The sequence below is a fragment of the Bosea sp. RAC05 genome (genome assembly GCF_001713455.1).
Taxonomy (GTDB): Bacteria; Pseudomonadota; Alphaproteobacteria; order Rhizobiales; family Beijerinckiaceae; genus Allobosea.
On sequence record NZ_CP016464.1, the window covers coordinates 1143042 to 1166004 of the forward strand.

Genomic DNA, 22963 nt, shown 5'->3' on the forward strand with positions numbered 1-22963 from the left:
TGACGCCTGCTCCCGACGACGCGCTCTGACGGGCGTCTGGGGCGGGAGGCTCTGCGATCAGGGGGCGGGACGCGATCCCGCTGGGTCTCGCACCTTACCGAAAAGTCTCAAAAATGATGGGACTGGCGCGCAAAACGCGGCAAGGCGGCGCAGCGAAATCCATTCGCCATTCGCCATTCGCGTCCTACCGGCCCAGCCTCGCCACCTGGCGGAACTCGCTGGGCGCGACGCTGCAATGGTCGCGGAAGAAGCGGGTGAAATGGGCCGGCGCGCTGAAGCCGAGCCGGTCGCTCAGCACCGCGAAGGTCTCGTCGCCCTCGACGATCGCGCCGACGGCGAGTTCGACCTTGAGCACGTTCAGGAAGACATGCGGCGTGACGCCGGTGGATTCCTCGAAGAGGCGGAAGAAATGCGCCCGCGAGAGGCCGGCCGATTTCGCCAGCTTCTCGATGCTGAGCGGAGCGGCCGGGTTCGTCCGCATCAGGGAGATGGCGCGCCCGACCCGCCAGTCGATCGCATTCGAGCGGGCGATTTCGCGCAGGGACGCGCCGATCGTCCGCCAGGGCGTGAAGCGCTCGATCACGGCGATCATCAGTTCGGAAAGCAGATGCTCCTGCCGGCGCGATGCGCCGGGCTCATGCACCATCTCGGCTGCGAGATCGAGCGCGGTCTGGCGGATATGGGCGCTGACCTCGCCAGCCGACCGCTCGAAAAAACCCGGCGCGCCACTGGAAGCCCAGTTCGGTCGGAAGCTGCGCAGCCATTCGGGCTCGATATAGAGCGCCAGGATCAGCGCGTTCCTGCGTCTGGGATCATGGATGTAGGCGTGCGGCTCCCAGGCGTTGACCAGCACGGCGAGATCGTCCGTCAGCGGCGCGACATGGTCGCCGACGAGGAACTGGGTGTCGTCGCCATCGACCTTGAGCAGGACATGGCAATGGGGGTGCGCGTGCCGGACCAGGCTTCGGTCCATGTCCAGCAGCGCCACCCGTCCGAAGGCTCCGTGCGCGATGCGCAAGGCATCCGACATGCCGTTTCCTCACCAAGCCTGATTTCCAGGTCGTTCTCCGTCAGACGATAGTGTAGTGGCAGGCTCGCCACCCCCGCAAGGGCCTGTCGGTTGCAGGCATGCGGGGTTCAGGTTTACTCGGCGCGCCCGCTGCGCCAATCCGTCCCGGCCTGCAGACGCCCCGGCTCCACCGTATCCTCGCCCGGCACGCGGATGCGCTTGAAACGCATCTCCAGTGCGTCGAGCGGCGCGGTAGCGTCCAGTCCCATCTTGGCCCCGACACCGTCGCGCGTCGACGGGTCGAGCTTCGAGCCCTGGCTGCCGGCGACCACCACGAGATCGCGATCGGCCTGGAAGCGCGTCGCCACCGCCCATTCGACCTCGGTGGGGTCATGCACATCGACATCCTCGTCGACGACGACGACGTGCTTGACGTCGTAGTGCGCGGAGAGCGCCCCGAGGATGACGTTCTTGGCCTCGCCCTCCGAACGCTTCTTCATCTGGACGTAGAGGTGATAGCGGCAGACGCCGCCGCGCGCGAGATGGACGTCGCCGACGCTGGGAAAGCTGCGCTGGAGATGGTCGAGGATGGTCGCCTCGCGCGGGATGCCGCCGAGCAGCAGGTGCTCGAGGCCGCCGCCGACGATGGTATGGAAAAGCGGATTGCGGCGATGGGTGACGGCGTCGACCTGGATGACGTGACGCTCGCCGCGTTCGCCGTAATATTGCGGAAACTCGCCGAACGGCCCCTCCGGTTCGCGCTTGCGGGCGAGCAGCCTGCCCTCGATCACGATCTCGGCCTGCGCGGGCACGCGGACCTCGCTGGTGATGCATTTCACCACGTCGAGCGGCTGGCCGTGCAGCGCGCCGGCGATCTCCAGTTCGTCCTGATCGAGCGGCGCGATTGCCTGCGAAGCGAGCAGTGTCAGCGGATCGACCCCGACCACGATCGCGATGGGCAGGTCCTGCTCCTCGTCCTCCGCCATCTGCTGATAGGCGAGCGTATGGCGCGGAAGCAGCAGGGCGCCGAGCCTGTCGGGGCCGGAGACCTGCAGCCGGTGGATCGCGACATTCTGTATGCCGGTCTTCGGGTTGCGGCTGATCAACAGACCGGCGGTGATATAGGCGCCGCTGTCGAACTCGTTATGCGTCGGCGAAGGCAGCAGCGTTATCAGGTCGACCTCGCGATGCACGACCTCCTGGGCGGGCGCGGCGCTGGTCTCGCGCCAGGGAACGGGGTTGCGCGCAGCCTCCTGGAAGCGCTTCAGCACCTGCGACGGTTCGACGCCCATGGCCTCGGCCATCCAGCCGCGATCCGAAACGAGGCCGGAAATCACGCTGACCGGGTGGCCGTCGGGCGCCGGAAAGACCGTCGCCTTCTCGCCGTCCAGCCGCTTCGAGACAGCCGCCAGTTCGAAGCGCAGGCCGATGCCGGGCCGCATCACCGCGAGACGCCCCGTGGCGGACAATCGGTCAAGCCAGTCGCGCAGGCTGGTGACGGGACCATTGGCGGCGAAACCCGGTCCCGAGAGACGAGCCGGGTCATCGGCAAGTCCGGCTTCGGCGGCAAGGTGGGGCATGGCTCGGCTCGCATCTGGATTGACGGCGCTTGGCCGAAGGTCGGCTTCGCAGGAGTGCGACGCCACGTCTGATGCTAGGCCGCGCGCTGGCGCGCACCCAAATAGTATGTGATGATCAAGGTTATCAGCATCAGTTATCGTGATAGGCCTTGGAGGATCCCGGGGGACATGGACCTTCGCCAACTCAACTATTTCCTCAGTCTCTGCGAGGAGGGTTCGACGACGCGCGCCGCGCGCCGCATGAACGTCGTCCAGCCGGCGCTTTCGATGCAGATCGCCAAGCTGGAGGACGAGCTTGGGCAGAAGCTGTTCGAACGTTCTTCCCAAGGGATGACGCCGACGCCGGCCGGCCAGCTCGCCTATAGGCTGTTCTCGCCGCTGCTGCGGGACCTCTCGGACGCCAAGCAGCAGGTTGTCAGCCGCTCGGGCGAGATCAGCGGCCGCATCGCGGTCGGGCTCGTCGCCTCAGTGACAACGAGCGTGCTGGCGCGCGCGCTTGCCATCTTTGCGCGTCAGCATCCGGAGGTCGAGGTCTCGGCCTGCGACGGCTATTCGAGCGCGCATCTCGATCAAGTTCGTTCCGGGATGCTCGACTTCGCCATCGTCAACAAGACGAGACGGCGGCTCGATCTGCCTTTCATGGACGTTCTCCACGAGGAGATGGTGCTCGTCACCAAGGCCGCGAACGGTCGCGGCCTGCCCTCGCCCATACTGTTCCGCGACCTTGTCGGGTTGCCGTTGGTGCTGCCCTCCAAGAATAACGGGCTTCGTACGATCATCGATGACATCGCCGAGGACGAGGACGTCGCGCTCTCGATCCGGCTCGAGGTCGATGCCGTCGCAGCGATCGAGGAGTTGGTGCGGCAATCCGACTGGGTCACTCTGCTGCCGGCGATTGCGGTTCACCGCGGGCTGGCGGATGGCAGCCTGCGGGCGCACCGCATCGTGGCGCCGCGCGTGACCCGCCAGCTGATCTGCGTGCATAACCCGCGCAGGCCGCTCTCGGAGGCCGCGCGCCTGTTCATCGACACGCTCGGCAGTGAACTCGCCGATGCCGCCAACGTGCTGCATAGCCAGGAGAACAGCTGATAGCGTCCATCATTCATCATTATTATCTCTGATAGTCAGAAGCCCGATATTCTGACGCGAAAGGGCCACGCCGGCCCGACGCGCAACATGTCGGATCAGAGACACATGCAGGTAGAGACCGAAACGCACTGGATCGCCGGGCGCTGGACCCCATCCCATGACGGCGCGCTGGCCGACAGCATCGACCCCGCGACGGGCGCGACGGTCGGACGCTTCGCCGATGGCGGGCGCAATGAGGCGCGGGAAGCGATCGCGGCGGCCAGACACGCCTTCAGCGAACCGGCCTGGTCGCAGAATCCACGCCTGCGCCAGGAAGTCCTGCTCGCCTGGTCTACCCGGCTCGAAGCAAGGCGCGAGGATCTCGCCATGCTGATGACGCTCGAGAACGGCAAGGCGATCTCTCAGTCGCGCGCGGAGATCGGCGGCGCGATCTCCGAGATCCGATATTACGCGGGGCTCGCGCGCCATATCCCGGGACATGTGCTGGAGGTCGAGCCCGGCGTGTTCTCGACGATGCTTCGTGAGCCCGCCGGCGTTGCCGCCATCATCGTGCCCTGGAACGCGCCTGCGGTCCTGCTGGTGCGCGCGCTTGCGCCGGCGCTCGCGGCCGGCTGCACCGCTATCGTCAAGCCGGCACCGCAGACGACGCTGTTCACCGCCGCGTTCCTGCAGGAACTGGCGCAATGTGGGCTGCCGGCCGGGGCCTGCAACATGGTCGGCGAAACGGGCCACGCCGCAGCGCAGGAACTGACGCTTTCGGCCGATGTAGAGGTGCTGAGCTTCACCGGCTCGACGCAGACCGGCAGGGCGATCATGGCGGCCGCGGCGCCGACCATGAAAAAGCTCTCGCTCGAACTCGGCGGCAAATCCTGCTGCGTCGTCTTCGAGGACGTCGATGTTGCGCGCATTGCGCCGCAGCTCGCGGCTGCCGCGACCATCATTTCGGGCCAGCAATGCACGGCGGCGCGGCGGATCCTCGTCCAGGCCTCGCGCTACGACGAGATGAAGGTGGCGCTGGCGGGTGCGCTGTCGGCGCTCAGGGTCGGGCCCGGCCTCGATCCGACAACCCATCTCGGGCCGCTGATCGACCATGCCACGCGTAACCGCATCCACGCGCGCATCGAGGAGGCCTTTGATCTCGCCGACGAGGTCGTCCTGCGCGGGTCGGCGCCCAATGGCGCGCTGTCCGGCGGCGCCTTCCTGACTCCTTCGATCGTTGCCCATGCCGACACTAGGGCGTTCTTCACGCAGGAGGAGATTTTCGGTCCATTCGTCGTGCTCGAGCGGTTCGAGAGCGAGGCGGAGGCCGTCGCGAGGACCAACGACACCGTCTTCGGACTTTCGGCCAGCGTCTGGACGCATGATGTCGGCCGGGCCATGCGTATCGCGCGGGCGCTGCGGAACGGCACGGTCTGGATCAACGACCACAACAGGCTGTTCGCGGAGGCCGAGACCGGCGGCTATCGCCAGAGTGGGCTTGGTCGCCTGCACGGCTTCGACGGCCTCGCCGATTTCACCGAGCTGAAGCACATCTATCTCAATGCCGGCGTCGTGCCGGCCTCGGCGCGCGCATGACCGGCGGCCGGCCACGGTTGATCGTCGGCATTTCCGGCGCGTCTGGGGTCGTCTACGGCATCCGCGCGCTCCAGTTGCTGCGCGAGGCCGGGATCGAGACGCATCTGGTGATGTCGCGCTCGGCAGAAATCACGCTCGCGCACGAGACCGACCTCAAGGTCGCCGAGGTGCGGGCGCTGGCTGACGTGACCCACTCGCAGGCGGATATCGGAGCGGCGGTCTCGTCGGGCTCGTTCAAAACGCTCGGCATGCTCGTCGCGCCATGCTCGATCCGCTCGATGTCGGAAATCGCGACCGGCGTGACCTCCGGCCTGCTCAGCCGGGCTGCCGATGTCGTGTTGAAGGAGCGCCGCCGGCTCGTGCTGATGGTGCGTGAAACGCCGCTCCACACCGGCCATCTGCGCGCGATGACGCAACTCTCCGAGATGGGCGCGATCATTGCCCCGCCCGTGCCGGCCTTCTACGCAAGACCACGAAGCATCGACGATCTGGTCGACCATACGGTCGGCCGCATGCTCGACCTCTTCGGCATAGAGACCGGTACGGTCAAGCGCTGGGGCGAGAGCGTCGGGCCGCGGCCACGCCACGGCGCGGCCGCGGCCGCCCCCGTGACGTGAACGCCGAGGTGGCCTGCTGGCGCCTCATCGGCGCCGTCTATGCGCGGCCGGGTGTCCAGCAATCCTGCCTGCTCCTGCAGGAGCGGGTGCAGGCCGACATCGTCGTGCTGCTGTTCGGCGGCTGGCTGGCGCGATGTGGCATCGCGCTGTCGCAGGACGCGGCGCATGAGGCAACCGCGCTCGTCGGCCCCTGGCGCGAGGCAGTGGTTCGGCCGCTGCGCGCGATCCGCGTGACGATGAAGTCATCGCCGCTGATGGGGCGGCCGGAGGCAGCGGCCCTGCGCGAGCGCATCAAGGCCGACGAACTCGCCGCCGAGCGCATCGAGCTCGGCCTGCTGGTCGGCTGGGCTGCCTCGCGCTGGCCGCAGACAGGCGCGCCTGCCGCCGATCTCGTCGCAACCAACCTGCCTCTGTGCCTGCCTGCCGCGCCGGACGCCGCGGCGGGCGCGGCTCTCCAGCAGATCATGGATGCATGCCGCGAAGCAATCATTGAATACGATAGCGGCATCAACACTCATTATTTGCCTTGATACCCTGAGCCTCGTTTACTCGGCGCAATAACGCGGAAAGCCGCGATATTCTGGAGGGGACGGACATGATCAGGACAGTTTTGCTTACCACGGCCGCGCTCGTCGGCCTCGTCGCTAGCGGCGCCGTGGCCCAGGCCAAGATCGGCTCCTGCGACGAGCCGATCCTGCTCGGCACCACCATCTCGGAGACCGGTCCGTTCTCGACGCTGACCGACAACTGGAAGGCGATGACCGAGGCCTTCTTCGACGAGATCAACAAGATGGGCGGGATCGACGTCTCGTCCTGCGGCAAGAAGCTGCCGGTCAGGATCGTCATCTACGACGACCAGTCCAACCCCTCGACCGCCGTCTCGCTGTTCGAGAAGATGGCCTCGGTCGACAATGTCGATTTCTTCGTCGGTCCCGACTGGACCTCGCTCGGCCTGCCCGTGCCGACCGTCGCCGAACGCCACCAGATTCCGATCGTGATGGCGAATGTGGCGACGCCCTCGGCCTATTCGCGCGGCCTGAAATACATGTGGGGTACGCCCTATCCCGTGGTGCCTTTGTGGTCGCAGCGCTATTTCGAGATGCTGACCAAGGTCCAGCCGCAGCCCAAGACGATCTTCTTCGTCACCCATGACAACCCGGTGATGAAGGGCATCACCGAGTTCTGGGCGCCCAAGGCCGAAGCGCAAGGCATCAAGGTGATCGGCAAGGAGACCTTCCCGGCCGACGCCAAGGACTTCTCCGCGATCATCCTGAAGATCAGGGCCGCCCGGCCCGACATCGTCTATATCTCGTCCTTCGACAACGTTTCCGGCCCGCTGGTGCAGCAGATGCGCCAGCAGCGCATCAAGGCGATGGATGTCCACCACACCATGCTGACCGGCGCGCTCGCCCGCCAGACCGGCAAGGACATCGAGGGCATGACCGGCGAACTGGCCTGGTATCCGGCGGTCGGCGGCAAGCACAGCGAACTGGTCACGCGGGTGCTACAGCGTTCCAAGGTCGACATGTTCGAGTCGATCTTCACCATGGGCCGGATCAGCGCCTATCTGACGATGGTTCAGGCGATCGAGAAGGCAGGCGCGGTCGATCGGGAAAAGGTTCGCGCGGCGCTGACCAAGGGCACGTTCGAGGCGCCGCCCGGGCCGATCGTCTTTGACGAGAAGGGCTTCGCCACCACCAACGGCGCCTTCACGATCCAGATCCAGGGCGGCAAGGTCGCAGTCGTGTGGCCGCCGGAGGCCGGCAAGATCGCCTGGCCCTCGCCGAGCTGGCAGTAGGCAGCGGCTGACGGAGCGCGGCGATGCCGATCGACATTCTCGCCCAGATCGCCATTGGCGGCATCCTCATCGGAGGGCTTTATGCACTCTTCGCCTTCGGCCTTTCGCTGATCTACGGCGTCGCACGCATCCTGAATTTCTCGCATGGCACGCTGCTGGCGATCGCCGGCGTGCTGGCCAGCATCCTCTACACCGCGCTCGGCTCCAATCCGATCGCTCTGGTCGCCATCATCATTGGACTGGCGGCCGGGTTCTTCCTGTTCGGCTGGGGCTTCCACGACGTGTTGCTCGCGCCTCTGAAGCGCCGCAACCATTTCGAGGCCTCGGTCGGCACGGTGCTGACCACGGTCGGAGCGCTGATCATCATCGGCGACGTCGCGGCGACGTTGGCCGGCCCGCGCCCGCGCAATATTCCCCTGCGCTCGGACGTGATCGAGATCGGCAACGTTCTTATCCCGGTCTCGCAGGCCTGGATGCTGGCCGGCATCACGGTGCTGACGATCGTGCTGCAACTGGTGCTGAGCCGGTCCTGGTATGGCCGCGCCGTGCGCGCGGTAACGCAGGATCATGTCGGCGCGACGATCTGCGGCGTGCGCCCGCGCGCCATCCACGGCATCACCTTCGGGCTGGGCGCCGCATTGGCGGCCATCGCCGGCGTGCTCTACGCGATGGTCTTCCCGGTCGATCCCTATGCCGGCTTCAACCTGACGGTGAAGGCCTTCACGATCATCGTGCTGGGCGGCGTCGGCAATCTCGTCGGGGCGCTCGCGGCCGGGCTGTTCCTCGGCATGGCGGAAGCCTTCACCGCCTTCTTCTGGGCGCCTGAATGGGCGCCGGCGCTATCGATCACGCTGCTGCTCGTCATCCTCGTCGCCTTCCCGCAAGGCTTCGGTTCGGTACGGAGGGCGTGATGACGCGTCATGACGTCTCTCTCGCCACCACGGCGCTGACCGAGGATGCGCGCGCCGCGACGCCGGCGCGGTCCCTCCTGCCCTTTCTGGGCGGCGCGGTCCTGATCGGGCTCCTGCTGCTCGTTCCGCAGCTCGGCGTGCCCTATGCGACCAGCCTCGTCTTCACGCTGCTGGTCTCGTTCATCCTGGCGCAGAGCTGGGACTGGATCGGCGGGCTCGCCGGCTACGTCAATCTCGGCCATTTCGCCTGGTATGGCGTCGGGGCCTATGCCTTCGCGATCAGCCTGAACGCCGGGGTTCCCGTGCCGCTCTGCTTCGTCGTCGCGATGGCGGTGGTGGCGCTGGCGGCGGCGATCCTGTCGTTCCCGCTATTCCGGCTCAAGGGCGACTATTTCGCCTTCGCGACGCTCGCCATCCTGCCCTTGGCCGAACTGCTCGCCTTCAACCTCTCGAAACTAACCGGCGGCGCGGACGGCATCGTGCTGCCGCCGAACTATGTGCTCTTGCCGGCCTTCTACACCGCGCTCGGCTTTGCGATCGCGACCTTCGCGCTGACCATCGCGCTGTCGCGCTCGCGCTTCGGCTATGCGCTGAAGAGCATCCGCAACGACGAACAGGCGGCCGAGGTGGTCGGCATCCGCATCTTTCCGGCCAAGCTTGGCGTGATGGTGCTGTCGGGCGCCTTCGCCGCGCTAGGCGGGGCCGTCCATGCCTGGCAGCTGAGCTATATCGACCCACCGACTGTGTTTGGCCTCAGCGTCGCGCTGGTGCCCGTCGCCATGGCGCTGTTTGGCGGCTCGGGCCTGCTCTGGGGGCCGATGATCGGCGTCGCCCTGCTGTTCACCGTGCAGCAGTTCCTGCTCGTCAACATGAGCATCCTGCACGCCACCGTCTATGGCTTGATCATCCTGCTGATCGGCCGCTTCATGCCCGGCGGCCTGCTGCGCTCGCGGCTCGCTAAAGCCATCCCCGCCTTGCGCTTCCTGTCGCGCGAGCAGCATCTCGCGCCGACCGGGGCGGCCGTGGCGGGAGGCCATGAGCGCCTGCCGATGCCGATCCGCGTGCCCGATCCTGACCGCGAGCTGCTGGTCTGCCGCAAGCTGACCAAGGCCTTCGGCGGCAACATCGCCGTCAACGCGGTCGATATCGTCATCCGGCAGGGCGAGGTCGTCGGGCTCGTCGGCGCCAACGGCTCCGGCAAGACGACCCTCTTCAACTGCATCTCGAAGGTCTATGAGCCGACCGGCGAGCTGATCGTCGACGGCCGGAACCTGGCCGGCCTGAGGCGCGACGAGGTCGCGGCGGTGGGCGTCGGACGCTCCTTCCAGAACCCGCGTCCCTTCGGCGACCTGACGGTGGCGGAAAACATCGCGATCGCCGCGACCTTCCGCCGGAACGGACCGGCCCTGCCGGACGCGCTTGCGGAGGCCGCCGCCTACGCCGCCTTCGTCGGCCTCGGCGACCGCCTCGGCGAGCGCGCCGACGGACTGAGCCTGCAGGAAAAGAAGAGCCTGGAGCTGGCGCGCGCGCTGGCGCTGCACCCCAGGCTGCTGCTCGTCGACGAGGTCGCATCGGGCCTGACGCCTTCCGAGATCAGGCGGTTCGTCGGCCATATCCGCGAGATTCGCGACGTCTACGGCATCACGGTGATCTGGGTCGAGCACATCTTCTCGGCGCTGGCTCAGGTCGTGGACCGGCTGATCGTGCTCGAACAGGGCCAGGTCATCGCCGACGCGCCTCTGGCGGAAGCCGTGAAGGACGAGCGCGTGCTCGCCGCCTATCTCGGCCAGGCCGCGACGAAGGAAGGGCACTGATGCTGAGCCTCGCCAATCTCGTCGTCGACCATGGCAAGCTGCGCGCCTTATGGGATGTCAGCCTGACCGTCCGCGCCGGCGAAAAAATCGGCCTGCTCGGCGCCAACGGAGCCGGCAAGAGCACGACGCTGGGCGCGATCATGGGGCTCTATCCGCCGCAATCAGGCGACATCGTCTTCGATGGCGCTTCGATCGCCGCCCGGCCGCCGGCCGATAACGTCGCGCGCGGCATCGCGCTCGTGCCGGAGGGCCGGCGGCTCTTCGCCGAGATGAGCGTTCAGGAAAACCTCGAAATGGGGGCCTATCTGCGGGCGTCTCGGGCGAGCCTGTGCCAGACACTGGACTCCGTCTTCGCCCTGTTTCCGATCCTGCGCGACAAGGCGCGCCAGAATGCCGGCGAGCTCTCCGGCGGTCAGCAGCAGATGGTCGCGATCGGCCGGGCGCTGATGTCGAAGCCGAGGCTGCTGTTGCTGGACGAGCCCTTTCTCGGGGTCGCGCCGCTCGTCATCTACGATGTCATGGACGCGCTGAGGCGGGTGGCCGACACCGGCGTCACCATCCTTCTGGTCGAGCAGAACATCCATCGCGCGCTCGATTTCGTCGATCGCGCCTATGTCATCGAGAACGGCCGCAGCGCGCTCGACGGCACGCGCGAGAGCCTGCTCGGCGACCCCGAATTCGGCACGAAGTTCCTCGGGCTGGAATAGGCCGTTCGCCGGCTCACTATTATTTCCGGAGAGATCGTTCATGGCACGTCTGACAGGCAAGGTGGCGCTGGTCACCGGCGCGGCGCAAGGCATCGGAGCAGCCTATGCGATGGCGCTGGCCAAGGAGGGGGCGGCCGTCTGCGTCTCCGACATCCGCCTGCCCGAGACGACGCGCGACGCCATCGTCGCGGCCGGCGGGCAGGCGCTCGCCGTCGCGGCCGACGTGACCTCGCCGCAATCCGTCGCGACCATGGTGGCGGAGACGGTGCTGCGCTTCGGCTCGGCCGATATTCTGGTCAACAATGCCGGGATGTTCGGCAACCTGACGCTGAAGCCCTTCGACCAGATCGCCTCGTCGGAATGGGATGCGGTCATGGCCGTCAATGTCCGCGGCACGTTCGAATGCGCCAGGGCGGTCGTTCCGCAGATGCGTAGCCAGGGCCATGGCAAGATCGTCAACATCGCCTCGGGAACCGTCTTCAAGGGCTCGCCGATGATGCTGCATTACGTGACCTCGAAGGCGGCGATCGTCGGCTTCACCCGCGCGCTGGCCCGCGAGCTCGGCGGCGACGGCATCCGCGTCAACTGCATCGCGCCGGGTCTGGTGATGAGCGACAACGTCAGGGTCAACCCGGCTTGGGCGGCCGATGTCGTCGCCAACAATGTCGCCAGCCGCGCGATCAAACGCGAAGCGCAGCCCGACGACCTGATCGGCACGCTGATCTATCTCAGCGCCCCCGACAGCGACTTCCTCACCGGCCAGACCATCGTGGTCGATGGCGGCTCGGTGATGCACTGAACCGCGAGGACGAGGCTCAACCCGCCAGGGGCGCCATCGCCCGGCGGTAATCGCTCGGCGTCAACCCGGTATGCTGCTGGAAGAAGCGGCAGAAATTGCTGGCGGCGCTGAAGCCGAGATCGTCGGAGACCTGGCCGATTCCGATGGCGCCGTCCCCCAGCGCGCAGACCGAGGCCTCGATGCGGATGGCGTTGCCATAGACCGCCGGCGTGACGCCGGTGCAGTCCCGGAACAGCGTGTTGAAGCGCGAGCGCGAGAGCCCGGCGAGGCCGGCCAGCGCATCGTAGTCGTATGGCTCGGCGGTGTGCTCGCGCATCGATCGCAACGCACGTCGCACGCGGTAATCGGGCGCACGGGCTGGCGGCGAGGCCGGGTTGGCGGCGCTCTGGCCGATCGTCCAGGTGAGTTGCAGGATCGCGTCCTCGACGGCGCCGGCATCGTCGTGACCTGTCTCGATCATCTCGATCAGCCTGTCTCGCCAGCGCTCCGACTCGGCCGAGATTGCGATTCCGGGCCTCGCGAAGAAGGCCGGCCGGCCGCAGCTCGAGAACAGCCGGTCGGCCCGCGCCAGCCAGTCGGTCTCGAGATACAGCGCGAGAAAGACGCTGCGCTCCCGGTCGTCTCCATGGGCGTAATGGTGCTCCTGCCAGGCGTTCACCAGGACGGCGGTGTCGGCCTTCAGCGGCAGCACGGCGCCATTGACGGTGAAATGCTGGTCGGGGCCGGCGACCTTGAGGACGACATGGCAATGGGCGTGGGCATGGGTCGTCAGCGAGGTGTCCATGTCGAGCAGGGCGACACGGCCGAAACGTCCTGTGACGATGCCAAGTCCCTTGGTCATGGCCTGTCCGAAAAGAATTCGCGATCCATGCGCCAGCGTAGGTTCGACAGGCCCCGCCGGCAAGTGTCGGACCACGCCAGACAAGGGCGTTCAGGGCTCCCGCGCCGCCAAAAATAGTTCCCGATGATAAATCGCGGTCCGCGCTGAGAGGGTGTTCCGGCAGCCGCCATGGTCGATGTCCTCATCCACACAAAACAACGGAGGACACGCCATGGAAGCCATCGTCCAGGATCCGAAACGCGACCGGCGCGAGCAGGAGCGGCAGGCCAGGTTCAAGGTCAAGTTCGTCGAGGAGACGCCGCCCTGGTACCATGGCGCGATGCATCTCGGCTTCATGCTGATCGTGACGCTGGGCACGATCTGGTACTGCGCGACGCAACTCGACAACCCCGGCTTCTGGGACTGGATGCTGGTGCCGGCGATCGCTCTTTTCGGCAACTGGGTCGAGTGGGCCGCGCATCGCTACGTCCTGCACCGGCCAGTGCCCGGGCTGGAGGCGGTCTACAAGCGCCACTGCACCGTCCACCACCAGTTCTTCACCCATCACGACCTCGGCTATGAGGGCCACAAGGAATGGCGGGCGCTCCTCTTTCCGCCGTTTGCGCCGATCGGCTTCGTCGCGCTGTCGGTCCCGCCAGCCTTGCTCGCCGGCTGGCTGATCTCACCGAACGCCGGCTACCTCGTGGTCATCACGATGGCTGGCTACTACCTGCTCTATGAAGGCCTGCACACGCTCTCGCATCTCGACGACGAGCGCTATCCGTTCCTGAAATACATCCCCCTGGTCAACACGGTCCGTCGGATGCACTACGTCCATCATGTCCTCGGATTCATGCAGACGCGGAACTTCAACCTGACCTTCCCGATCTGCGACTGGCTCTTCGGCACCAGCGATCTCGATCGGGGCTTCCTCGGCACGCTGTTCAACGGCGCCACGCACAAGCACATGAAGAAGGATCTGCAGCCGGTCGATCCGGGCATCAGGATCGCCGGAATCGACGACGAGGCACAGGCGAAAACGGGCGTATCGTAAGCGAAGGCCGCCTCTGCGGGCAGCTACGGAAATGCTGTCCGCAGGGGCGCTTCGCCCAGTCGAGAGCCCCGGATGGTCGCGGATCAGGGTCGACCCCTCGCCCTGCGAGGACGCGGCCGGCAAGCTGTTACAGGGCGGGCCGGAAACTGTCCGTGACCTCGCGCGCGCTCTTGGTTCGCAGGGAGACGTAGACCTTGTCGGACACGGTCACGGTGACCGATTCGTTCGCGACCGGCAGCGTCATGGCACGGCCGCGCGCGACCTCCCGGAGCTCGTTGGGAACCCGAATGTTGAGGTGGTAGTATCCCAGCCTGGTAGCGAAGGGACGGGGCATCGCAAGGGCGAAACCGCTGTGTGAAAGCGGATACCGATAAGCCCTTACAAAACCGTAACTCTTTGACCTGCTGAGGAAAAAGAGTGGTGCCCAGGACAGGACTCGAACCTACCGGCCAGTCCTGGATTCCTTGAAAAACAAGGGAAATCCCGCCGAGCGCCTCAGCGTTGACTGGGATTGAAGAGTGAGGTGCTCTGGCAAGGATGCTAGCATCTTTCGGCCCGCCCACAAGGACCTTCCACTTTCCGGTCATCGCGACACTGACATCAAGCTGCAATGATAGGGACATCGCCCATCCGCCTGAGCGCGCACGCTCCGATCGCGCTTGCAGCTTGATCTGGGATGGCGAAAACCGAGCTGACGTTGATCTCGCACAGCACGTACGTGTCAGCGCCGCCTTCGTCGACCGGGCCGTAGAGGAAATCGGCGTCCCAAATCACGGGCATGTCGCTCCTGGCGATATCGAGCAGCTCCATCAGCTCGGGTATCCAGGCCGCCTCCATCCGCTCCCTGAGGGGTTCGAACCGCGGTTCGTCGGCGGGGAACATGACCTTGCCGAGCGCCGCGTCCGGATGCATGTCGGCGGGGTCCATCAGCCCTTGCGGATGCTGGTGCCCGAAGCCGACGACCCGGTCCTCGCTGACGTAGCACCGGATCATGCCGTCCCGGAGCCGGGGCTGGAAGGGTTGGTCGACGATGGCTTCGCCGCCGTCGAAATAGCCTCGGCAGGATTCGAGGAACCGGTCGAGCGGCATCGTCCTGGGCTCGCTCGGGGCGTGGGCCTCGCGGACGCACACCTCGTCGGCGCCCGCTGCCGAGGCCACCCTTTCGACCTTCCAGACGCCCTGGCCGTCGTTGCCGCGGCTGCGCTTGAGGACGCGCGTCCGACCATGCTCAAGCCGCTCCGGAAACCGCAGCCGGAAATCGTCATATGACGCGTAGAGCTCCGCGCCTACGGACCATCCCATCCCGCGCGTGTGGAAGAGGACTTCCTTGACGCCCAGCTTGGCGATGACGTCCGGATGTGCGCTGACCCAGCGGGACCCGGTCGCGACCTCGCGAAGTAGTTCGTTCAGCCAGAGGCGGTCGCGCCCGTCTTGGAGCGGGTTGACCCAGACGAGCACGCCGTCAACGTGGAGGAGTTGCGCGCGAACCTCGTCGTGCGTCTCCTCGTCGTACACAGCCGGTTCGGCGGCGATGCCGAGCGCCGCGAGTTCCTCGAAGATCCGGTGGAAGCGCGAGTTCTGCGGGGTCGCCCGTTCGCGCGCCTCGCGGTCGCCGCGCCAGAGGATGGCGACCCTTCCCGATGACTGTAGGGACATGTCGCAGCCTTTCTGGGCTAAGGCACCAACCGCGACAGGCTTCCCTCGAAGGGGCTGCCCAGCGCGACGGGTTGAAGACGGAGCGTCGTGCTCGAAGTCCAGACCTCGAAGCATTCCTCGCCCCGCGCCGATCGCCAGCACAGGGCGTCGTCCTTCGTCTGCCAGCGAAGGTCCTGCCGGCGGCTCATGGCATATTCCGTGAGCGCGCCACCCGGTTGGAAGCTGTAGCGCCAATGGACGCCGTCGCTGAACTCCCTGCCGGAGATCAACCGCTGGATCGCGCCGCCGCGGATGCGCTTGAACCCATCTGTTGCCGAACCCTTCTCGGCGCTGACGGGTAACGCCATGCCCATGGCGCAGAGCGCAAGGAAGGCCGCTGCCAGTTTCCGCTCGCGCATGTCACGCTCCGATCACGTGGATGATCAGGACGCCGGCAAGGGCCGAGGCCGCGAGCGTCGGGATCATGCCGACCTTGAAACGCAGCATCGCGATCATGGCGGCAGCCGATAGCACGGCGGCGCGCCAGTCGAGCGAGGACAGGACCGGTAGGTCGGGAGCCAAGCCGAGGAACTCGACCGAGCGAACTTGCCGGAAGACGACGTGAAGAGCGAACCAGAGCGCTAGGTTCATGACCACGCCGACGACCGCCGCCGTGATCGCCGTCAGCGCGGCCGAGAGTGCCTTGTTGCCGCGCAGAGCCTCGACATAGGGCGCACCAAGGAAAATCCAGAAGAAGCACGGTGCAAACGTGACCCAGAGCGTCAGGAGCGCGCCGAGGCCCCCCACCAGCAGCGGATCGAGACCGCCTGGCGCGCGGTAGGCGGCGAGGAAGCCGACGAACTGGAGGACGAGGATCAGCGGTCCCGGCGTGGTCTCGGCCAGGCCGAGCCCGTCCACCATCTCGCCCGCCTGAAGCCACCCGAAAGTCTCGACCGCGGCCTGCGCGACATAGGCCAGAACCGCATAGGCGCCACCGAAGGTGACGACCGCCATCGTGCTGAAGAAGCCGCCGATCTGCGTCCAGACGCTCGCGCCGCCCGTCAGGAGCCAGAGCGCCAGCACGGGCCCGAGCCAAATCGGCAGCCAGATCGCGCAGGTCTTGATGGCCTTGGCACCCGACGGGGTGGCGTGGCCGAGCTCTCCCCGCTCGAACATCAGGTCGACGACGCCCTTGAACTCGGGCGCGCCGACCTTCCCACCATGGCCGCCGCCAGCGAAGGTCGCCGGCGCGTAGCGCTGCCCGAGCCAGCCGACGAGGCCTGCCGCCAGGATGATGATCGGGAACGGGATCTTGAACAGGTAGATGCTGATGAAGGCCGCGATTGCGATGACGACCATCGCCCGGTTCTTCAAGGCGCGGCGGCTTATGCGGAGACCCGCCTCGACGACCACCGCAAGAACGGCCGCCTTGACGCCGAAGAAGACGGCGTCGACCAGCGGCACGTGGCGATAGAGGACGTACAGGAGGCTGAGGCCCAGCATAACCAGCGCGCCGGGGACGATGAAGAGCAAGCCGGCGACGAGGCCGCCGATCGTGCGATGCATCAGCCAGCCGATATAGATCGCAAGCTGCTGGGCCTCGGGGCCCGGAAGCAGCATGCAGTAGTTCAGGGCATGCAGGAACCGCTGCTCGCCGATCCAGCGGCGGTCCTCAACCAGCTCCTTGTGCATCATGGCAATCTGGCCGGCGGGGCCGCCGAATGAGAGGCAGCCGATCCTCGCCCAAACCCTGACGGCCTGGGCGAAGCTGGGTGTGGTGGGGGCGGCGATGGCGGCGTCGGTAGGGGTTGCGAGGGTCATGGCACTCCCTCGCTCAGGCCTTCGGCCCGGACGGCCAGTTGTGCGTCTCCTCCGTCGCGTCCCGGCACCAGCGGTAGAAGGCATCGTAGAGCAGCATGCCGGCATCGAGCTGTTCGAGGTCGTCCCGGTACATGCGCGAGAGGCCGAGCGAGGCCGCCAGGAACCCGGGAGCCTCGGGGGCCAGATCCGGGCGCGCGGTGTCGGCGGCGCGCACGATCGTGGCTAGCCGGTCAAGCGCAGGCGAGGCCAGGCCGAACTCCTCGATCATGACGTCGAAGGTGCAGCGCTCGCCGCGGTGGCTCCAGAAGACGCCGTCGATGTCGAAGGGCGTGGCGCCGAAGCGGCTGGCGACATCGGTCACCTCGGCCGCGGTGACGAACAGGAAGACCGCCTTGGGGTCGATGAAGCGGCGGATTAGCCAGGGGCAGGCGATGCGGTCGACCTTCGGACGCGAGCGTGTGACCCACAGGGTGCGACCCTGTCCGTCGCGGGGCGGCAGCTTGGCCGTCGAGGCCAGCAGGCCGCCGGCATCGCGCCACGCCTCGAAGCCTCCTGCGAGGTTCTCGGCCTCGACGCCTTCATGCCTGAGCCAGGCGGCGACGCCTTCGCTCAGCTTCTGGCCGCGCTGGCAGACCACGACGACGCGTTTACCGGCGTAGTCGCGCGCCCAGTCCGCGACGTTCTTGTGCGAGCGATGATCGGCGGCGGGCAGGATGCGCGTATCGAGCGCGACGTCGTCGGGGATGCGGACGTCGACGATGGTCGGCGCGTCCGGTAGGCCGACGAGCCGGGACAATTGGGCAGCGGTGATCTGGATGTTGGAAGACATGGGCGTCCATCCCTGAAGAGAGGAAAGTGGACGCGAACATTGGGCTGACGCCTCACGGGGTCGTCGCGAAGAACCCCTTGGGTCGAGCTTGAACCACAAGGCGCGGTGGCTTGCAACAGGATCGTTGTGGAGGCTTACCTCGCGATCAACGGCCAGAGGCCGAGCGCCGTCACCGCCATGGCGGCTGCGACCTCCAAGCCGAACCCGATGCGGCGCTGCAGGGCATAGCTTCGATCGAGGATGGCAACGAGGCGGCCGCGGAGTAGGATCGCCGCCAGCGGAAACGCGACGACCGTCACGATCATGCCGGAGGCGAAGGTCGCCGACAGGAGCACTCCGGCGAGGACGAGACCGTTTGCCACCGCATAGGCCATGATGAAGGTGGTGAGCGGACAGGGGACAAGGCCGCCGACGAAGGCGAGCGCGGGACCCGATCGGCCATAGTCGTGCCGATGCGGTCGAAAGGCCCGCCAGAGCAGCCACAGGCCGACCAGCACGATCAGGATCTGGCTGGAGCGCTCCAGGATGGGCGCCCGCCCGGCGCCGACCAAGGTGCGTTGGATGACGGCGGCGCCCGTCAGGACGATGACGATGGCCGATCCGACATGGGTCAGGATCAGGATGGCGCTGGAAAGCATCGCGCCACGACAGTGGCCATCACCGGCGTAGTGGGCGGCGAGCAGCGACTTGCCATGACCGGGCAGCAGCGCATGCAGCATCCCAAAACTGAATGCCGCGACGACCAGCGCCGGCATGCCCGCCAAGCCAGCGTCCGGGAGGGCCTTCAATGCCGCCAGGGCTTGCGTGTGAAGGCCGCGTTGGAAGCCGATCGCCCAATCCATCATCAGGGCCGCACTCGTGTTCAGCCGACCCGTTCGGGCCACTCCCGATGCAGGTCGTCGATGACGAAGGCATGGGCATGACGGTTCCCGTCGACGCCTGCGAGGTGGGGATGATCTGCCGGCAGATCGTCATGACCGTGGACGACGTCGCCCAACTCGTCGGACGGCCAGACGCGCACCGCGACGAGGACGGAGGCAAGCGTCAGCAGCGCGAAGGCGGCGAAGGTGAGCGACATGGGCAAGGCCGCGCCCAGCCATCCGGCCAGAGGGTAGGTGATCAGCCAGCAGGCATGCGACAGAGCGAACTGCGCGGCGAACACGGCCGGTCGATCCTCGGCATGGGCCGAGCGACGCAGCAGCCGCCCCGATGGCGTCTGAACGGCAGAATAGCCCAGGCCGAGCAGCAGCCAGGTCGCCAGCAGGCCCGGCCACAAGGTCGAGACAGGGCTTTCCGCGCTCCCGGACAGGAGCGCGGCCGCGACCGCGAGCACGCCACCGAGAGAGATCGCGGCCGCGAACATGACGCGCCGGTCGGGCAGCCGCTCCAGCAGCCGCGGTAAGGCGAGCGCGGCGATCATCGAGCCGCCACCGAAGCAGGCCAGTGCGAGCGCGACCTCGCCGTCGCCGAGCCTTAGCCGGCCTTTCACGAAGACGACCGTATTGACGATCACCATCGCGCCGCCGGCTGCTGCCGCCATGTTGAGCGCGAGCAGGCCGCGCAGCCGGGGCGTCGCGAGGTAGATCCGCATCCCCCGCGTGGTCCGATCATAGATTCCGCCCGTCCGCGCGACGGCAGGCGAGACCGGAAGCGTCACCGAGAGCACGAGAGCGGCGGAGACGAGGAAGCCTGCGACTGTGCCGGAGAACAGCCAGTGATAGCTGATCAGCATCAGCAGCGCGGCGGCCAGCATCGGACTGGCCAGGCTCTCCAGATCATAGGCCAGCCGCGAGAGCGAGAGGGCCTTCGTGTAGTCCGCCTCGTCCGGCAGCACGTCGGGGATTGTCGCCTGGAAGGTCGGGGTGAAGGCGGCCGAGGCGGATTGCAGCAGGAAGATCAGGACGTAGATCTGCCAGATCTCGCTGACGAAGGGCAAAAGCAGCGCGATTGCGGCCCTGACCAGATCCATCGCGATGAGGAATCCCCTGCGCGGCAACTGCGCCGCGAAGGCGCCGACGACAGGCGCAATGGTGACGTAAGCGATCATCTTGACCGCCAGCGCCGTGCCGAGAACCGTGCCGGCCCGGTCGCCGGCGAGATTGAAGGCAAGCAATCCCAGCGCGACCGTCAGCAGGCCGGTGCCGAGCAGCGCGATGATCTGCGCAAGAAAGAGCCGTCCATAGGTTCGGTTGGCGAGGACGGCGAGCATGGACTGATCCTTCTAGAGGAACTTGGCGATCGCCTTGAACTCATCGATGGGCCGGCGGCGCTCGGGCGGGACGTCGGCGACGACATGGTCAAGGCAGTGATCGAGATGGTCCTGGATCAGGGTGCGCTTGGCCTGGACAATTGCGCTCTCGACCGCCTGCAACTGGGTGGCGATGTCGAGGCAGGGGCTGCCGCCCTCGATCATCGCCACGACCTTGGCGAGATGCCCGCCGGCGCGCTTAAGGCGCTTGGCGATGGCGGGATGGCTGGCATGGACGTGATCGCTCATGGCTTCCCATAACCCCCGAGGGGGGATAAGGGAAGCGTCCGACCTGACCGGCCCCGTCAAACTTCCGTTAAGATCTCAGTTCCTATCTGTTCATCATGCTGCATCGCCGCATCAAAGCGCTCTCCTGCCTCGTCATCGCGCTCGCGATGGCGCTGGGCATGACGCTGTCGGCCGTGCACGTCTCGGCCGGCCACAACGCCCACGCCATCGCGCAGGCCGAAGCTGTCCGGCACGCGGAACTCGCCGCCGAGATCGCAGCGCATGGACATGCCCATGAGGATGGCGAGGCTGACGAACAGCACCCTGGCCATGTCCATGGGCATAACACCGCCGATCATGTTCACGAGACGGCCAACGTTGTCGCGCTGACCCAGCTCGGCACGCCGCGCTTTGCACGCACGGCGATCCGGCACGAGCATCAGCGCTCGGCCTCCGGCCAGCCCACGGGCCTGGAACGTCCGCCTCGATCCGTCTTCGCCTGAACTCGGCGCCGCACACGCGGCAGACTTCAACGACGAACCATCGGATCCTTCATGCAACGACCTCTAACCGGAGGGCGGCGCCTGCTGCATCACGCAGCCTTGCGCCGGCTCCTTCCTCTCGCGCTCGCCCTCCTGCTCCTGCTGCCGGGCATCGAGAGCGCATTCGCCCACGCCGTCGCCGAAGGCGACAAGGGCTACATCAAGGAGATCACGGGGGTGCACCTGCTCCCCTTCGTCTATCTCGGCGCCAAGCACATGGTGACGGGCTACGACCACATCCTGTTCCTGTTCGGGGTGATCTTCTTCCTCTACCGGGCCAAGCACATTGCGATCTATGTCAGCCTGTTCGCGCTCGGCCATTCGACGACGATGCTGCTCGGCGTCTATTTCAACGTCGGGATCAACAGCTACCTCATCGATGCCATCATCGGCCTGTCGGTCGCCTACAAAGCGCTCGACAACATGGGCGCCTTCCAGCGCTGGCTCGGCTACCAGCCGAACACGAAGGCAGCGACGCTGATCTTCGGCCTGTTCCACGGCTTCGGTCTCTCGACCAAGATCCTGGAATACGAGATCTCGCCGGACGGGCTGATCCCCAACCTGCTGGCCTTCAATGTCGGCGTCGAGCTCGGCCAGCTGACCGCGCTCGGCATGATCCTGATCGCCATGGGCTTCTGGCGCCGCACGGCCGGCTTCTGGCGCCACGCCTACACCGCCAATGTCTGGATGCTCACCGCGGGCTTCGTCCTCGTCGGCTACCAGCTCACCGGCTACTTCGTTTCCTGAAATCCCAACGACCTCATCTCAAGGACCTCACCTCATGTACAACACCGACCTCCCGACCCGCGCCGAGCTGCCGACCACGGCCCAGCTCCTGCGCTCCACCGCCATCGCCGCCGTCTCCGCCGTCGCGATCCTCGTGACCATCGTCCTGCCGGCCGAATATGCGATCGACCCCACCGGCATCGGCCGCATGCTGAAGCTGACCGAGATGGGCGAGATCAAGATTCAGCTCGCCGCCGAAGCGGAAGCCGACCGGATCAAGGACAGCCAGACGCCACCGGCCCAGCCCGCGCCGGCGGCGCCTGCGGCGGACAAGCGCTCCTCGGTGCTCGGCACGGTGCTCGCCGGCCTGTTCGTCTCGTCGGCTGAGGCTGGCGAGCGGGTCCAGCTCGCCCAGACCGCGCCTTCGCGCAGCGACGAGACCGTGTTCACGCTGAAACCCACCGAGGGCGTCGAATACAAGCTGACCATGAAGGCCGGCGCGAAAGTCGACTTCGCGTGGACCGCCAAAGACGGCGTCGTGAACTACGACATGCACGGAACTCCCGGCGCGGGCGGCAAGGAGAAGAGCTACAAGACCGGGCGCGGCTCGGCCGGCGAGCAGGGTGTCCTCACAGCCGAGTTCGACGGCTCGCATGGCTGGTTCTGGCGCAACCGCGGCAAGCAGGACGTAACGATCACGCTGAAAACGATGGGGACTTACGGCGAGATCAAGCGGATGATGTGACATCGGACCGCCGGCAGGTACCAAGCCTGTCGGCGAATTCCCGCCAGGCGATCCTGCTGACGAGCACCTTGTCGATGCGGCGGCCGTCGCGATCGACCACCTCGTAGCGCCACTGGGCCTTTACGAAAGATTTTCCCCACAGCAGGAAGTCGTTTCATCTCGGAGAGCACCACCGGATATCCCGAGCTCACGGCAGAAGTCATCGACCTGCATCAAGCTCGCGACCAGGAAGCTGCCGTCCGCGCCTGTGTGGATCGGAGGCTCGCCGGCCTCGTCCTCATGGAAAGCGCTGATGATGGATGCCAACATGTCGCCATGCCTGAGCACAACCTCGACGTGGCCGTACTCGTCAAGCATATCTCTGGAGTTTGACTTCCATCAACGACGCTCGCAGCGAACTCGGGAATTTTAGCCTC

General features: G+C 66.6%; 23 protein-coding genes. 12 read left to right on the forward strand and 11 right to left on the reverse strand.

The window, feature by feature from the left end; translation table 11 throughout:
• Positions 1-184: 184 nt before the first annotated feature.
• Together BSY19_RS08815 and BSY19_RS08820 are read right to left on the reverse strand one after the other, a co-directional pair.
• Positions 185-1030, reverse strand: coding sequence for a helix-turn-helix domain-containing protein (locus BSY19_RS08815; RefSeq protein WP_069053835.1), 846 nt, complete (start codon positions 1028-1030; stop codon positions 185-187).
• Positions 1031-1143: 113 nt separating this feature from the next.
• Positions 1144-2589: a UbiD family decarboxylase gene (locus BSY19_RS08820; RefSeq protein ID WP_083247494.1), complete on the reverse strand. Its 1446-nt coding sequence runs from the start codon at positions 2587-2589 to the stop codon at positions 1144-1146.
• Positions 2590-2757: 168 nt separating this feature from the next.
• Between BSY19_RS08820 and BSY19_RS08825 the strand changes: the two genes are divergently transcribed.
• The 9 genes from BSY19_RS08825 (at position 2758) to BSY19_RS08865 (ending at position 11899) form a co-directional block, all read left to right on the forward strand.
• Positions 2758-3678, forward strand: a complete 921-nt coding sequence (locus BSY19_RS08825) for a LysR family transcriptional regulator (protein WP_069053836.1) — start codon at positions 2758-2760, stop codon at positions 3676-3678.
• Positions 3679-3783: 105 nt separating this feature from the next.
• Positions 3784-5253: an aldehyde dehydrogenase family protein gene (locus BSY19_RS08830; protein ID WP_069053837.1), complete on the forward strand. Its 1470-nt coding sequence runs from the start codon at positions 3784-3786 to the stop codon at positions 5251-5253.
• Complete coding sequence (locus BSY19_RS08835) at positions 5250-5870, forward strand: UbiX family flavin prenyltransferase (protein WP_069053838.1); 621 nt, start codon at positions 5250-5252, stop codon at positions 5868-5870. The genes BSY19_RS08830 and BSY19_RS08835 overlap by 4 nt, the downstream gene beginning before the upstream one ends.
• 8 nt (positions 5871-5878) lie before the next feature.
• Entirely contained in the window at positions 5879-6400 is a 522-nt protein-coding gene (locus BSY19_RS08840; protein ID WP_069053839.1) for a TIGR02444 family protein, read from the forward strand.
• Between the two features lie 65 nt (positions 6401-6465).
• Positions 6466-7668: an amino acid ABC transporter substrate-binding protein gene (locus BSY19_RS08845; RefSeq protein ID WP_083247496.1), complete on the forward strand. Its 1203-nt coding sequence runs from the start codon at positions 6466-6468 to the stop codon at positions 7666-7668.
• Between the two features lie 23 nt (positions 7669-7691).
• Positions 7692-8579 carry a branched-chain amino acid ABC transporter permease gene (locus BSY19_RS08850; protein WP_069053841.1) on the forward strand — a complete coding sequence of 296 codons (888 nt, stop codon included), beginning with the start codon at positions 7692-7694 and terminating at the stop codon, positions 8577-8579.
• Positions 8579-10393 carry a branched-chain amino acid ABC transporter ATP-binding protein/permease gene (locus BSY19_RS08855; protein ID WP_069053842.1) on the forward strand — a complete coding sequence of 605 codons (1815 nt, stop codon included), beginning with the start codon at positions 8579-8581 and terminating at the stop codon, positions 10391-10393. The genes BSY19_RS08850 and BSY19_RS08855 overlap by 1 nt, the downstream gene beginning before the upstream one ends.
• On the forward strand, positions 10393-11100 hold the full coding sequence (locus BSY19_RS08860) for an ABC transporter ATP-binding protein (protein WP_069053843.1): 708 nt from the start codon (positions 10393-10395) through the stop codon (positions 11098-11100). Before BSY19_RS08855 ends, BSY19_RS08860 begins: the two co-directional genes overlap by 1 nt.
• Positions 11101-11140: 40 nt before the next feature.
• Positions 11141-11899, forward strand: a complete 759-nt coding sequence (locus tag BSY19_RS08865; protein WP_069053844.1) for an SDR family NAD(P)-dependent oxidoreductase — start codon at positions 11141-11143, stop codon at positions 11897-11899.
• Positions 11900-11915: 16 nt separating this feature from the next.
• On the opposite strand, the gene BSY19_RS08870 is transcribed toward BSY19_RS08865, so the two are convergent.
• Complete coding sequence (locus BSY19_RS08870; RefSeq protein ID WP_069053845.1) at positions 11916-12740, reverse strand: AraC family transcriptional regulator; 825 nt, start codon at positions 12738-12740, stop codon at positions 11916-11918.
• A 211-nt stretch (positions 12741-12951) separates the two neighbouring features.
• Here BSY19_RS08870 and BSY19_RS08875 point away from each other — a divergent pair, with 211 nt between their 5' ends.
• On the forward strand, positions 12952-13773 hold the full coding sequence (locus BSY19_RS08875; RefSeq protein WP_069053846.1) for a sterol desaturase family protein: 822 nt from the start codon (positions 12952-12954) through the stop codon (positions 13771-13773).
• Positions 13774-14373: 600 nt separating this feature from the next.
• On the opposite strand, the gene BSY19_RS08880 is transcribed toward BSY19_RS08875, so the two are convergent.
• From BSY19_RS08880 to BSY19_RS27485, 8 genes are all read right to left on the reverse strand, one after another.
• A complete protein-coding gene (locus BSY19_RS08880; protein WP_069053847.1) occupies positions 14374-15429 on the reverse strand; it encodes a Cj0069 family protein in 1056 nt (351 codons plus the stop codon).
• Positions 15430-15446: 17 nt separating this feature from the next.
• A complete protein-coding gene (locus BSY19_RS08885) occupies positions 15447-15827 on the reverse strand; it encodes a hypothetical protein (protein ID WP_069053848.1) in 381 nt (126 codons plus the stop codon).
• A 1-nt stretch (position 15828) separates the two neighbouring features.
• Entirely contained in the window at positions 15829-17229 is a 1401-nt protein-coding gene (chrA, locus tag BSY19_RS08890) for a chromate efflux transporter (protein ID WP_069053849.1), read from the reverse strand.
• A 13-nt stretch (positions 17230-17242) separates the two neighbouring features.
• The gene (locus BSY19_RS08895) at positions 17243-18058 is read right to left on the reverse strand and encodes a chromate resistance protein ChrB domain-containing protein (protein ID WP_069053850.1); all 816 of its coding nucleotides are present in this window, start codon (positions 18056-18058) and stop codon (positions 17243-17245) included.
• A 134-nt stretch (positions 18059-18192) separates the two neighbouring features.
• Positions 18193-18822 carry a hypothetical protein gene (locus BSY19_RS08900; RefSeq protein ID WP_171905110.1) on the reverse strand — a complete coding sequence of 210 codons (630 nt, stop codon included), beginning with the start codon at positions 18820-18822 and terminating at the stop codon, positions 18193-18195.
• A gap of 98 nt (positions 18823-18920) precedes the next feature.
• Positions 18921-20267, reverse strand: coding sequence for an MFS transporter (locus tag BSY19_RS08905; RefSeq protein ID WP_069053852.1), 1347 nt, complete (start codon positions 20265-20267; stop codon positions 18921-18923).
• A 12-nt stretch (positions 20268-20279) separates the two neighbouring features.
• Positions 20280-20555, reverse strand: coding sequence for a metal-sensing transcriptional repressor (locus BSY19_RS08910; RefSeq protein WP_069053853.1), 276 nt, complete (start codon positions 20553-20555; stop codon positions 20280-20282).
• Positions 20556-20611: 56 nt separating this feature from the next.
• Positions 20612-20974 (reverse strand): hypothetical protein, encoded by a 363-nt coding sequence (locus BSY19_RS27485; protein ID WP_150129546.1) that lies wholly within the window; start codon positions 20972-20974, stop codon positions 20612-20614.
• Positions 20975-21088: 114 nt separating this feature from the next.
• Here BSY19_RS27485 and BSY19_RS08920 point away from each other — a divergent pair, with 114 nt between their 5' ends.
• Both BSY19_RS08920 and BSY19_RS08925 read left to right on the forward strand, forming a co-directional pair.
• Positions 21089-21823: a HupE/UreJ family protein gene (locus BSY19_RS08920; protein ID WP_069053855.1), complete on the forward strand. Its 735-nt coding sequence runs from the start codon at positions 21089-21091 to the stop codon at positions 21821-21823.
• Between the two features lie 34 nt (positions 21824-21857).
• The gene (locus BSY19_RS08925) at positions 21858-22547 is read left to right on the forward strand and encodes a transmembrane anchor protein (protein ID WP_069053856.1); all 690 of its coding nucleotides are present in this window, start codon (positions 21858-21860) and stop codon (positions 22545-22547) included.
• Positions 22548-22963: the final 416 nt, after the last annotated feature.

Excerpts from the sequence above, each read along its gene's own strand:
- BSY19_RS08845 (WP_083247496.1), top strand. The coding sequence starts at position 6,466 with ATGATCAGGACAGTTTTGCTTACCACGGCCGCGCTCGTCGGCCTCGTC.
- BSY19_RS08905 (WP_069053852.1), bottom strand. The coding sequence starts at position 20,267 with ATGCTCGCCGTCCTCGCCAACCGAACCTATGGACGGCTCTTTCTTGCG.
- BSY19_RS08895 (WP_069053850.1), bottom strand. The coding sequence starts at position 18,058 with ATGTCTTCCAACATCCAGATCACCGCTGCCCAATTGTCCCGGCTCGTC.
- BSY19_RS08885 (WP_069053848.1), bottom strand. The coding sequence starts at position 15,827 with ATGCGCGAGCGGAAACTGGCAGCGGCCTTCCTTGCGCTCTGCGCCATG.
- BSY19_RS08910 (WP_069053853.1), bottom strand. The coding sequence starts at position 20,555 with ATGAGCGATCACGTCCATGCCAGCCATCCCGCCATCGCCAAGCGCCTT.
- BSY19_RS08870 (WP_069053845.1), bottom strand. The coding sequence starts at position 12,740 with ATGACCAAGGGACTTGGCATCGTCACAGGACGTTTCGGCCGTGTCGCC.
- BSY19_RS08860 (WP_069053843.1), top strand. The coding sequence starts at position 10,393 with ATGCTGAGCCTCGCCAATCTCGTCGTCGACCATGGCAAGCTGCGCGCC.
- BSY19_RS08865 (WP_069053844.1), top strand. The coding sequence starts at position 11,141 with ATGGCACGTCTGACAGGCAAGGTGGCGCTGGTCACCGGCGCGGCGCAA.
- BSY19_RS08820 (WP_083247494.1), bottom strand. The coding sequence starts at position 2,589 with ATGCCCCACCTTGCCGCCGAAGCCGGACTTGCCGATGACCCGGCTCGT.
- BSY19_RS08815 (WP_069053835.1), bottom strand. The coding sequence starts at position 1,030 with ATGTCGGATGCCTTGCGCATCGCGCACGGAGCCTTCGGACGGGTGGCG.
- BSY19_RS27485 (WP_150129546.1), bottom strand. The coding sequence starts at position 20,974 with ATGCTCGTGCCGGATCGCCGTGCGTGCAAAGCGCGGCGTGCCGAGCTG.
- BSY19_RS08920 (WP_069053855.1), top strand. The coding sequence starts at position 21,089 with ATGCAACGACCTCTAACCGGAGGGCGGCGCCTGCTGCATCACGCAGCC.
- BSY19_RS08880 (WP_069053847.1), bottom strand. The coding sequence starts at position 15,429 with ATGTCCCTACAGTCATCGGGAAGGGTCGCCATCCTCTGGCGCGGCGAC.
- BSY19_RS08850 (WP_069053841.1), top strand. The coding sequence starts at position 7,692 with ATGCCGATCGACATTCTCGCCCAGATCGCCATTGGCGGCATCCTCATC.
- BSY19_RS08825 (WP_069053836.1), top strand. The coding sequence starts at position 2,758 with ATGGACCTTCGCCAACTCAACTATTTCCTCAGTCTCTGCGAGGAGGGT.
- chrA (WP_069053849.1), bottom strand. The coding sequence starts at position 17,229 with ATGACCCTCGCAACCCCTACCGACGCCGCCATCGCCGCCCCCACCACA.
- BSY19_RS08875 (WP_069053846.1), top strand. The coding sequence starts at position 12,952 with ATGGAAGCCATCGTCCAGGATCCGAAACGCGACCGGCGCGAGCAGGAG.
- BSY19_RS08830 (WP_069053837.1), top strand. The coding sequence starts at position 3,784 with ATGCAGGTAGAGACCGAAACGCACTGGATCGCCGGGCGCTGGACCCCA.
- BSY19_RS08925 (WP_069053856.1), top strand. The coding sequence starts at position 21,858 with ATGTACAACACCGACCTCCCGACCCGCGCCGAGCTGCCGACCACGGCC.
- BSY19_RS08855 (WP_069053842.1), top strand. The coding sequence starts at position 8,579 with ATGACGCGTCATGACGTCTCTCTCGCCACCACGGCGCTGACCGAGGAT.
- BSY19_RS08835 (WP_069053838.1), top strand. The coding sequence starts at position 5,250 with ATGACCGGCGGCCGGCCACGGTTGATCGTCGGCATTTCCGGCGCGTCT.